Origin of the sequence: Streptomyces sp. XM4193, from assembly GCF_023072595.1 — a bacterium.
In the GTDB taxonomy this organism is placed as follows: domain Bacteria; phylum Actinomycetota; class Actinomycetes; order Streptomycetales; family Streptomycetaceae; genus Streptomyces.
In genome coordinates, this window is the sequence record NZ_JALLGK010000004.1 from 501,033 (window position 1) to 511,628 (window position 10,596).

The following is a 10,596-nucleotide window of genomic DNA, read 5'->3' on the forward strand; positions in this document are numbered from 1 at the left end:
CAGCCGCCTCCGGCCGGCGCCCGGACTCAGCCGGGACGCGAGGACCGCGAGTCCCGCGCGGGTCGCGGGCGCTGCGGGGGCCGTGGGCCGCCCTCGCCGCGGAAGACGCAGTCCCCGCAGAGTCCGCCGCCCGCCCGGTAGTACAGACAGCAGGTGGTCCTGCGGAACTCCGCACCGGTCAGCGTGCCCGTGCCGCGAAACACCCGGTGTCGCAGGACGTCGCCGACCAGCGAGCGGGCGAGGGCGGCGTCGTCGGGCCGGTCCCGCTCCTGGCACCAGACGCGGAGCTGCTGGAGCGAACCGGCCAGCGCCGAGGCCGAGTTGCCCCACAGCAGACGCTCGGAGACCGGGGTGACCGTGCGCACCGCGGCGGCCAGTGGCACCAGGTGCCGCTCGGCGACGAGCGAGAACAGCCCCGCCGCCAGCTCCTCGCGCGACGGCTCCGGGGCCGCGACGCGAGGCCGGTCGGCGGCCGGAGCCGGTGGCACCGGACCCTCCGGCGCGGGGACGAGCCACAGGTCGTCCGGGGTGCTGCCGGCCGAGTCCCAGCGCAGCCGTACGGGGTCGAACTCCTCGGGCGGTCGGCGTTCGACCACCGTGACGGCCAGCGCGAGGGACCACAGCCGCGCAGCCAACCCCAGTTGTGCGATGGACGCGGCGACCCGTGGCTCCCGCGCGTCCAGGCGGGCGCCGACCCGGGCGATGCGCGCGGCGAGCGGAGCGCGGTTGCCCGCGTAGACCTCGGCGAGCGCGACGGCCGCACCGGGAACCGGGCCGTCGGTGCGCAACGCGAAGAACCCGCCGAGGTCCGCCGCGGGCGAAGCCGCGCGCCCGGGGGCCGGCGCGGTCCCGGAAGTCAGGGGCGGGCCGGAGCGCGGTGGATCGTCTCGCCTGGGCATCGCGCCACACTGTAGAGCCCCGTCGATACCGGCCGGCACCCCGTGCCCGTCAGTCGGCGCGACCGCTCAGGGCACCTCGCGCAGATAGACCGCGCCGCAGCTGTGACAGAAGGGCTCGGTGGTACTGCCCCACAGGTCCTCGGACTGGGTCGCGGCCCGGTCGCCCAGACTCCGTCCGCACAGCGCGGTGGTCGTCTCGCCGCGCACCATGTGCCAGATCTTGACCGGGGCGCCGGCGGTGGCCTCCGCGCCCGGCGCGTACTCGGCCCGCATCTCGTGTCTCATGAGCGCCACCTCCGGCAAACAGCATGCGCCGCTCCTCCCGCGCCCGCCACCGCGCCGGTGCACGGCGGGCGGCGCAGCTCCGCGGCCGACGGGAGCCGGGCGCGCGGAACGCGGGGAACGCGGGGAGCAAGGCCCGGGAGCGGTGCGGCCGGACCGCGGCGGGCTGGGCGAACAGCCGGGCGACGTAGTTCACTTGCCGGATGAGCTGTGTGTTCTGCGCGATCATCGCGGGCGACGAGCCGGCGCACTGGGTGCTTCGGGAGGGCGACACCCTCGCCTTCCTGGACAGTCGGCCGCTCTTCCCCGGACACGTCCTGGTGGTGCCCGCACGCCACGTGCCCACCCTCACCGACCTCGTTCCCCAGGAGATCGGCCCGTACTACTCGGCGGTGCGCCGGGTCACCGAGGCGGTGGAGCGCGCGACGCCGGCCCAGGGGAGCTTCGTCGCCTCCAACAACCGGGTCAGCCAGTCGGTGCCGCATCTGCACACCCATGTGGTGCCGCGCAACAGGGGCGACGGGCTCCGCGGGTTCTTCTGGCCGCGCCGCGGATACCGGGACGGGTCGGAGGCCGCGGAGACGGCCGCCCGGCTGCGCACCGCGCTGGGGGAGCCGGCGCCGGACCGGCCGTAGCGACGCTTCCGGCGCCCGGCAGCGCGGGCGCGCCGGGTCAGCGCGGTGCACCTGCCCACGCCCGGGAGGATGCGCCGCCGTCAGCGGAGCAGCCGGCGGACCGCGTCGACCCGGTCGGTCTCGGCCGCCGGTTTGTCCCTGCGAAAGCGCAGTACGCGCGCGAAGCGCAGCGTCACCCCCGCCGGGTAGCGGGTCGAGCGCTGGACCCCGTCGAACGCCACCTCGACCACCAGCTCGGGCCGGACCACCACACCCCAGTCGTGCCGTTCGACGGCGAGCTCGCCCAGCAGCCCGGTCTGCTCGGCGAGCATCGCGTCCGTCATCCCCTTGAACGTCTTGCCGAGCATGGTGAACGTGCCGTCCTCGGCCCGCGCGCCCAGATGCAGATTGGACAGCAGACCGGTGCGCCGCCCGTGCCCCCACTCCGCCGCCAGCACCACCAGATCCAGCGTGTGCACGGGCTTGACCTTCAGCCACGAGCGTCCGCGCCGGCCCGCCCGGTACGACGCGTCCAGCGCCTTGACCACCACTCCCTCCCGCCCGTGTGCCAGCGTCTGCGCCGCGAACGCCTCTGCCGCGTCCGCCGCGCTCCGGCCGTCCGGGCCGTCCTCGGCGTGCGGGTCCGGCACCAGCAGCCTGCGCACCAGCAACTCGGGCGGCACGAAGGACTCCAGCGCCTGCCGCCGCTCGGCGAGCGGTCTGTCCAGCAGGTCTTCGTCGTCCAGGGCCAGCAGGTCGAAGAAGACGGGCAGCACCGGCAGCGTGGTGCTCGCCGAGGAGACGTCGAGCCGCGAGCCGACCCTGCCGGCCAGCTCCTGGAAGGCGACCGGCACGCCCTGCGGATCGAGGGAGACCACCTCCGCGTCGAGCACCGCCGTGCGCCCGGGCAGCCCGCGCACCAGTCGCACCACCTCGGGCAGGCGGTCGGTGATGTCGTCCAGGCTGCGGGTGTAGATCGCGACGTCGGCGCCGTCCCGGTGGATCTGGGCGCGGATCCCGTCGAGCTTCTCCTCCACCGCGCACGGTCCCAGCTGCTCCAGCGCCTCCGTGACGCTCTGCGCCGAGTGCGCCAGCATCGGCTGCACCGGGCGTCCGACCGTCAGCCCGAACTCGCCGAGCGCCCGCGGCCCTTCGTCCAGCGTGCGCCGCGCGACCGCGCCCAGCGAGCCACCCAGCATCACCGCGCGCCGCACCTCCTGCGGGTCGGCCCCGAGCGCCCGGGCGAGTCCTTCCACGGCGAGCGCCTCCAGCGCGCCCTGCCGCAGCTCGCCCGCGATCAGCGCACGGAGGAACCGCTGCTCCTGCTCGGTGGCGGCGCCCAGCAGCTCCCGCAGACTGTCCCGACGTGCGCTCTGCGCGCCCTTGCCGGCCTTCGCCGCGATCCGCTCCAGTGCCCGGTCCACTTCCAGCACGGTCAGTGCGGGCTCGGCGGCGGGCCGCACGTGCTCGGAGAGCGAGCGGGGACCGAGACCGGTGCGGCGCTGGACGAGCCGGCCGGCGAGCCAGGTGACGGCGATCGGCGCCTCCGCCGGTTCGAGAGTGCGGAAGAGGGCCGCGAGCAGGGCCACTTTCGCCGACCGCCGCGAAGTGGTCGAGATCTCCCGCGAGGTGCGGGCGAGTTCGGCCAGGAGCATGCCCCCATGGTCACCCCCGCGGGGCTTTTCCGCAGCGTCCGGGCGGTTCGGCGGCGGTTGCCGGGCCGCGTACCGGCCGTACTGCGTCTGTTATACACAGGGCATGGCGCAACACGAGGAGAGCAGTCTTCCGGCCAATCTGCCACCGGGTGTCGCGGTGGCGTGGGGGCTCGGGAGCCCGCCGTCGAAAGGGCCCAAACGCGGTCTGAGCACCGAGCGCATCGTGGCCGCGGCGATCGACTGCGCGGCGCGGGAGGGCGTGGAGCGCCTGTCGATGAGCCGGGTGGCCGCGGCGCTGGACGTCTCCACGATGGCGCTCTACCGCTACGTCTCGGCCAAGAGCGATCTGCTGGTGCTGATGATGGACGCCGCGACCGGAAGACCGCCCGAGGACGTCGGCCGGCAGGAGGGCTGGCGGCCCGCGCTGGAGTCCTGGGCCCACGCGCAGCTGGAGGTCTTCCAACGGCATGTCTGGATGCTCGGCATCCCCATCGGTTCGCCGCCGGTGACCCCCAACTCCCTTGCCTGGATGGAGCGCGGGCTGCACTGCCTGCGCGACACCGGGCTGGAGATCGAGGTGAAGCTGAGCGTGATGACGCTGCTCTCGTCCTACATCCGCGGCGAGGCGCGGCTGCTGGCGGACCTCGAACACAGCGCGCGTGCCAACGGCACCACCGTCGCCGCCGCCACGGTCGACTACGGGGTGCTGCTGCACCGGCTCACCAACCCCTCGGACTTCCCGGAGATCACCGCACTGCTCACGGCTCGTGCCTTCGACGAGCCCGGGGAGGTGCAGGACAGCTTCGCGCTCGGACTGGACGTCGTGCTCGCGGGTACGGCGGCACTGGTGGAGGAGGCGGCAGACCGTGGCTGACGAACGAGTGCCCGCGCGGGATCAGCCGAAGGCGGACCGGAGTTCGGGGCGCCCCGCGCGCGGCGGCCGGGACCGCGACGAGGAGGGCCGCGCCCGCAACGCCAGGCCCCGGGACGGTCTCGGACGGCCGCTGCCGTACGGATCGCCCGGCGTGGAGCGCCAGCCCGAGGGCGTGGTGCGTGCCCCGCTGGAGTCGGTCGAGGAGGCGCAGCGCCTGCTGGACGAGGGCAAGCCCTTCCACGCCCACGAGGTCTTCGAGGACGCGTGGAAGAGCGGACCGCCCGAGGAGGAGCGGCTCTGGCGGGCGCTGGCACAGCTCGCGGTGGGCGTGACGCACACGGCGCGCGGCAACGTCACCGGTGCACGCACCCTGTTGCGGCGCGCCGCCGCCGGACTGGCGCCGCTGAGCGGGCAGCCGCCGTACGGGCTCGACCTCGGCGGGCTGGTGGCCTGGGCCGAGCAGCTGGCGAGCGGTCTCCAGGACGGGCAGCAGCCGCCCTCCGCGGCCTCTATGGCGCCGCGTCTGCGGGGCTGAGACCGCGAACTCCGCGCCCCGCGCGCGTGCCCGGGGGGCGCGTGGCGGGCCCTGTGTGCCAGGGCGCGGCAGCCCGTACGGCCCGTACGTGCCGTCCCGCGTGCGCCGTCGTCGGGCACGTCGTTGCCGTGCGCGGTGAACGGGCGTGCGTGGCGGGGCGGTTCGGGTGGAACGGTGGTCGGCGTGCGGCCGGGCGGCTGTGCGCGGGTCGGGGACCGTCACGGACAGTCTCCGTACCTGATCTATCCGTACCCTGTGCGGCTCGCGGTGCTGAGCTGCGGCGTTGCAGCTCGGAGAGGGGGTGGGGACGTCTCTTCTGTGCCGGGTGCACAGTGCGGCGATTGCCAACTGTGCACTGCGCACAGCGGGTTGGATCGCTTTCCCGCTACCGTCCAGTCGACTGATCGGACCGTTCGACTCGTCGAGGAACCGTCCGACAAGCAGTGCCAGCGAACTCCGCGGCATTCACAGGAGCGCCCAGAGCGCCACCGTTGAGCAATCAACTTACAACTGTGCGGGCCGAGTCGGAAGGGGGAGCGGAAGGGCGGCTGCGAGGCGACCGTCGTCCTCTCCGACTGCAGACCATGACCCACTCCGCCGAGTTGCCCTGGCTCGTCCGCTGCGGCGAGGAACCCCCCGCGGGCCTGGCCGGATACGCGGGCAGCGTGGTTCAGGCCCCGCGCCCCACCGCCATGGACGCCCTGACGGAGATGCGCTTCGGCGGATACGCCGTCGGTGCGGTCCTCGTCTGTCTCTCCCACGATCTGCTCCAGGTGCCCATCGGGCCCGACGACGGAGCCTGGCGCTGGCCGCCGACCCGTACGCTGTGTCGGGCCCGTTCCACCCGCTGCTCCTCGGCCGACGGGAACGCGGTGGGATACCGTCCGTGCCCCGGCCGGTTCTGGCTGCTGCCGCACGAGAGCAACGAGTTGGTCACTGACGGTGCCGCGCTGTACGACGTGCTGTGTACAGTCCGTTCACAGCGGCGCCTGGGCGGTACGAGCCCCGGGGCCCGGCATCGGCGGCGCCCTGCCGCGGCCGGGGAAGTGCCGGACGAGCTGTACGAGGGCTGGCTTGCGTGACGGGTGGCGCGGAGGCCGCCGTTGTCATGAGTCACTCAGGGAGAGTGCATGCGGATCGGCGTCCGGCTGGACACCTGTGGGGTGTACGGCGCGCTGCTCGACCGGGGAAGGGTGCTCCGCGCCCGCAGCACCCGGGCGTTAGGGGACCACACCGCCGACCGGTTGCCCGGCCCGCGCGGTGACCGGGCCCCGCTCCCCGAACGGTCCCACTCCGCCGCCGCGCCCCACTGCCCGCCGCGCGACCGCACCACCCCCGAACTCACCCTGCTCCGGGAGCTGTTGACGGCGGTTCCGGCCACCGCGCACCGGTCCGCCCCCACCGCACAGCCCGCCCGGGCGAAGTCGGTGACCTCGGTGACCTGGGACATCTCCGGAATCCTGGAGTCCGCGCTGACCGCCCCGAGCGGCAGCCGACACCGCGCTCAGCGCGTCGCCGCCGTACGGGTGCTGCCCCGCGTCCCGGTGGCGCCCGCGGGCGGCGGGCACCATTCGCCGGTCATCACCTCGCTGGTCTCCCGACGGGCCGTCGTGGCCGGTGGGCACGACCTGTTCGGCACCGAACTGGTCGCGCTGGAGGCGGAGTCGGTGAGCGCCGCGGTCGACGAGCTGCTGGCCGGGGGCGCCCGTGCGGTCGCGGTCACCGGCACCGGTGCCGCCGCCTGCTCCGACCACGAGGTCGCCGTCGCGGCCGAACTTCTGCGCCGCCGACCGGACATCAGGGTCTGCCTCTCCCACGAGGCGGGCGGGCTCGGGCTGTTGGAGCGCGAGGCGGCCACCGTGCTCAACGCCGCGCTGCTCGAGGTCGCCGACCGGCTGATCAGCCAGTGCGAGGAGGCCACCGAGGCGCTGGCCGGTTCTCCGTCCTGCTGGTTCGTCACCGGCGACGGCGGGCGGGTCACCGGCCGCAGACTGCGCTGGTCGCCGGTGACCGGGCTGGCGGCGGGCATCGCCGCGGCGCTGATCGGCGCGGCCCGGCTCGCCCGGGTCGGGGACGCGGTCGTCGCCCTGGCCGACGACCGGGCGCTGACCATCGGGCAGGTGCGCGACGGACTGCCGCACATCGAGGCGGACCTGGTCGGCAGCAACGGAATCCGCACCTCGGTCCCGCAGTCCGTCACCACCCGCATACCCGTCCACCACGCCTCCGCCGCCGCCCAGTTGGCGACCCGCAGCCGGCACACCTCGGACGTGGTCGCGGCGCTCCGCCCCGAGGGCGTCGAGCTCGCCGAGGCGCTGCCGGGACAGTCGGAGGGCGGGCCGCGCCAGGTGCGGCCGGACGCGGACATCACCGCGGTGGGGGCCGCGATGACCGAACCGAGCGCCTGGATCGACCTGTTGGTGCCCGCCGACACCCCGGAGGGGCTCGACCGCCACCAGGCCGAGGCCGAACAGCGCGCCCTCGGGCTGGTCGCCGCGTACGGCGCGCACCCCGGCAGCGCCTACCTGGTGCGCTCCACGGCCACCGCGGTGGGCTACCTGCGGATCTACCGGCTCCAGGTACGGGCGGGCAGCCACGGCACCCCCGACACCGGCACCCCCGACACCGGCAGTCCGGGGGCCGGCCGCGGGGACACCGGCCGCCCTGCACAGGGTGCCGCGACACCGGACCCGGCCGCCGGCGCGGCCCGCGGCCGGGGCACTTCGGGAGAGGCACGATGAACGGCGCATCCGCTCCGGCTCCGGCCACCGACGTGGTCCACCGCATCACCGCCGACGACCTGCCCGCCGTCGTCGCCGGGCACGCACTGCTCAGCTCCGGTGGCGGCGGAATCGACGGGCTGACACTGAGCGTCGCCGAACTGCTGCGCAGACACGGGCCGGTGGAGCTGGTACCGCTGGACGCGCTCCCGCCGGAGACCCACTGCGCGGCCGTCGGCCTCGCCGGTGGGTTCGCCCCGCTGCTCGAACTCCCGCCCGGCGGCGACGAGTCGGTGCTCGCGGTGCGCGCGCTGGAGGAGCGTACGGGCAACCGGCTGGGCGCCGTCGTCGCCCTCAACTCCGCCGGGCCCAACGCGCTCTTCCCCATCGCAGCGGCGGCCTCGCTGGGCCTGCCGCTGGTGGACTGCGACGGGATGGGCCGCATCCTGCCGCTGATCAACATGACGACGTACGCGCTCGGCGGGCTCTCCGCCACCCCGCTGGCCGCCGTCAGCCAGTCCGGTGACACCGCCGTGCTGGACTGCTCGACCGCCCGCTCGGACCGGTTGCTCCGCGGCATCGTCGAGGCGTCCGGCGGGGCGATGCTCTGCGCTCTCTACCCCACCACCGTCGGCCGGTTGCGCGGTGTGGCGATCGAGGGGGCGACCAGCCGGGTGATGCGCGTCGGCGAACTGCTCACCGGCGAGAACCGGCACGCCGCGCTGCTCGCGGGGCTCGCACGCACCGTCGGCGCCCGGGTGCTCGCCAGCGGGCAGGTCACCGCACTCGATCTGCCGACCCCGTCCGCCGGCGCGCGGCACTTCCCCTCGGTGCCCACCAGCATCGTGGTCAGCGATCCGTCCGGCGACGGCCCGGTGGTCCGGCTGGAGGCGCAGAACGAGATCCTGCTCGCGCTGATCGACGGCGCGGTCACCGCAGCCGTGCCCGATGTGCTCTGTCTGCTGGACCGGCAGCGGCTCCAGCCGGTCAGCCTGGAGAACGTGGCGCTCGCCGACCACGTCGATGTGCTCGTCGTCCCCGCCGCGCCGATGTGGCACACCCCGCAGGGCCTGGCCATGGCCGGGCCGCGAGCGTTCGGCTTTCCGGTCCGGCACCCCGGGGAAGAGGTCCCGCGATGAGCGCGCAGCGCGTCACCGGCCAACTGACCGTGGCCCAGCTCATCCGCTTCGGCCCGCTCGGCAGCGCACGCTGCTACTCCGAGGCGCACCTCGACCGTCAGGTCACCGGGGTCACCCTGGTCTCCGACCTCGACGAGGCCCGGCAGTGCGAGCCGAAGACGGCGATGGTTGTGCACCCGGTCGCCGCCCACGGTGTCTGGGCGCTGGAAGCCGCGCTGCGCTGCGCCTGGGAGCGCAACGCCGCCTGCGTGGTCGCCCCGGACAGCGTCATGGTGCGGGCCTCCACCACGCAGCTCGCCGAACGACTGCGGCTGCCGCTGCTGACCGTCGCCGACCCGGCGCGCATCGCGCTGGACATGGCGGTCGCCATCGCCGACACCGAGGCCGCGCGCGCCCGGCTGATCAGCCGCTGTGCGGTGCTCTTCGGAGAACGCTTCAGTCTCCGCGGCATCGTCGGGGTGATCAACGCCGAAGTTCCGGGTGTGATCGCCGCGTTGGTGACCAAGGACGGCCATCTGCTCGCCGGCAGAGCAGCCGCCGACACCTTCCCGCCCGAGGGGCCGCACGTACCCGCCGTGGATGCGACGGCGGGCGATGCGTCAGCCTCCACCGCCGCTGCCGCCACCGCTGACGGTGAGGTCGAGGAGCACCGCGTCGCCGTGGCCGTGCCCTCGGCGGACGGCCGAGCCTGGGCCACGCTCGTCGCGCGGGTGAGCGCACCGGGCCCGAGCTGGACGGAGACCGTCGAGACGATCCTGCGCCTGGCCCGCGCGCCGCTGGCCTCCGCGGGAGCCGGCAGCCGGCTCTCCCTCGCCCACCAGGGCAGCAGGGACCGCCTGCTGATGGAGACACTGCTCGGCGAAGGGCCCCTGCAGCACGGCCGGCGCCTGCTGCCCCAGCCGCGGGCGAACGGGGCGCACGGACCCGAATCCGCGGTGGCGCCGGAGGAGTTGGCACGGGACGCGGGCTGGCCCATCGACGGCCGTCTGGTGGCGGTCCATCTGCGGCCCGTCCAACCGGACCGCGACCTGGAGGCGGCGAGCCCGGCGATCACCGCCGCCTGGCGCGAGGACCTGGCGGAGGCTCCGCTCGTACCGCTGGCGAACGGCTGGGCCACCTGGTACTCCGGCGAGGACGCGCACCCGCGGGCCGTGGAGCGCAATGTGCGTCGCCGACTCGCCTCCAGCCGCATCCCCCTGCCGCTCTGCGCCGGCATCGGCACCGAGGGCGAGGGCATGGCCGGACTCCGGCGCTCCCTGCGCGAGGCGGAACTGGCGGCCGGAGCGGCGAGCGGGCGGGGCGACCAACGGGTCGAGTGCTACGGCGAGTTGGGGCCGCGCGCCGTGCTCGCCGCGCTGCCGGTGACCGAACTCGCGGTCGCGGCACGGACGTTGCTCGCCGCTCTGCTCGCCGACCCCAAGGCCGAGGTGCTGCTGCGGACGCTGGCCGCGCTGCTGGACTGCGCCGGCTCGACCGGCCAGACCGCCACCCGGCTCGGTGTGCACCGCAACACGGTCCTGGGCCGGATGGAACGCATCCGGGCCAAGGGCATCGATCTCGACAGCCCCGACCAGCGCCTGGCTCTGCACGTCGCCTGCCACGCCCTGCTCGCCACCGGCGAGGCCCGCGACAACGGCCGCCCCGCCCGTCCGCTCTGACCGGCGGCGGTACGGGGACCCGGGGACGGGTCCGCCCGTACCGTACGCGCCGGTCGCGCCGGCGCGTACGGGCAGCCGTGTGCGGTTCGCGCCGCGTCGCGGCCGGAGCCCCGAGTGCCGCGCCCGGGCAGCCGCGCCCCGGGCACCCCGCGTACGGCGGCGGGGCGCGCCGGGCGCGGGAAGGCGGCAGCGCGCGGCACGGCGGGCGGCGCGGGGCCGT

The 10,596-nt window shown here is 75.2% G+C and carries 10 protein-coding genes; 7 read left to right on the forward strand and 3 right to left on the reverse strand.

Translation table 11 applies throughout. The features are described from left to right. Positions 1 to 26: 26 nt before the first annotated feature. Both MTQ01_RS15185 and MTQ01_RS15190 read right to left on the reverse strand, forming a co-directional pair. Positions 27 to 899 (reverse strand): (2Fe-2S)-binding protein, encoded by an 873-nt coding sequence (locus tag MTQ01_RS15185; protein WP_247490649.1) that lies wholly within the window; start codon positions 897 to 899, stop codon positions 27 to 29. 66 nt (positions 900 to 965) lie between these two features. Next, the gene (locus MTQ01_RS15190) at positions 966 to 1,184 is read right to left on the reverse strand and encodes a hypothetical protein (RefSeq protein WP_247490651.1); all 219 of its coding nucleotides are present in this window, start codon (positions 1,182 to 1,184) and stop codon (positions 966 to 968) included. A gap of 200 nt (positions 1,185 to 1,384) precedes the next feature. On the opposite strand from MTQ01_RS15190, the gene MTQ01_RS15195 reads away from it, so the two are divergent. Next, positions 1,385 to 1,816: an HIT family protein gene (locus MTQ01_RS15195; protein WP_247490653.1), complete on the forward strand. Its 432-nt coding sequence runs from the start codon at positions 1,385 to 1,387 to the stop codon at positions 1,814 to 1,816. A gap of 80 nt (positions 1,817 to 1,896) precedes the next feature. Here the strand turns inward: MTQ01_RS15195 and MTQ01_RS15200 are convergent, their stop codons facing one another. Continuing rightward, the gene (locus MTQ01_RS15200; RefSeq protein ID WP_247490655.1) at positions 1,897 to 3,450 is read right to left on the reverse strand and encodes an ATP-dependent DNA ligase; all 1,554 of its coding nucleotides are present in this window, start codon (positions 3,448 to 3,450) and stop codon (positions 1,897 to 1,899) included. Positions 3,451 to 3,553: 103 nt separating this feature from the next. On the opposite strand from MTQ01_RS15200, the gene MTQ01_RS15205 reads away from it, so the two are divergent. The 6 genes from MTQ01_RS15205 (at position 3,554) to MTQ01_RS15230 (ending at position 10,376) form a co-directional block, all read left to right on the forward strand. Next, positions 3,554 to 4,324: a TetR/AcrR family transcriptional regulator gene (locus MTQ01_RS15205; RefSeq protein ID WP_247490657.1), complete on the forward strand. Its 771-nt coding sequence runs from the start codon at positions 3,554 to 3,556 to the stop codon at positions 4,322 to 4,324. 7 nt (positions 4,325 to 4,331) lie between these two features. Then, positions 4,332 to 4,859, forward strand: a complete 528-nt coding sequence (locus MTQ01_RS15210) for a DUF309 domain-containing protein (RefSeq protein ID WP_247490731.1) — start codon at positions 4,332 to 4,334, stop codon at positions 4,857 to 4,859. Between the two features lie 584 nt (positions 4,860 to 5,443). Beyond that, positions 5,444 to 5,941 carry a hypothetical protein gene (locus tag MTQ01_RS15215; RefSeq protein ID WP_247490659.1) on the forward strand — a complete coding sequence of 166 codons (498 nt, stop codon included), beginning with the start codon at positions 5,444 to 5,446 and terminating at the stop codon, positions 5,939 to 5,941. Positions 5,942 to 5,989: 48 nt separating this feature from the next. After that, entirely contained in the window at positions 5,990 to 7,600 is a 1,611-nt protein-coding gene (locus MTQ01_RS15220; RefSeq protein ID WP_247490661.1) for a hypothetical protein, read from the forward strand. Next, positions 7,597 to 8,718: a DUF917 domain-containing protein gene (locus tag MTQ01_RS15225; protein WP_247490663.1), complete on the forward strand. Its 1,122-nt coding sequence runs from the start codon at positions 7,597 to 7,599 to the stop codon at positions 8,716 to 8,718. Before MTQ01_RS15220 ends, MTQ01_RS15225 begins: the two co-directional genes overlap by 4 nt. After that, positions 8,715 to 10,376 carry a CdaR family transcriptional regulator gene (locus tag MTQ01_RS15230; RefSeq protein WP_247490665.1) on the forward strand — a complete coding sequence of 554 codons (1,662 nt, stop codon included), beginning with the start codon at positions 8,715 to 8,717 and terminating at the stop codon, positions 10,374 to 10,376. Before MTQ01_RS15225 ends, MTQ01_RS15230 begins: the two co-directional genes overlap by 4 nt. Positions 10,377 to 10,596 lie beyond the last annotated feature (220 nt).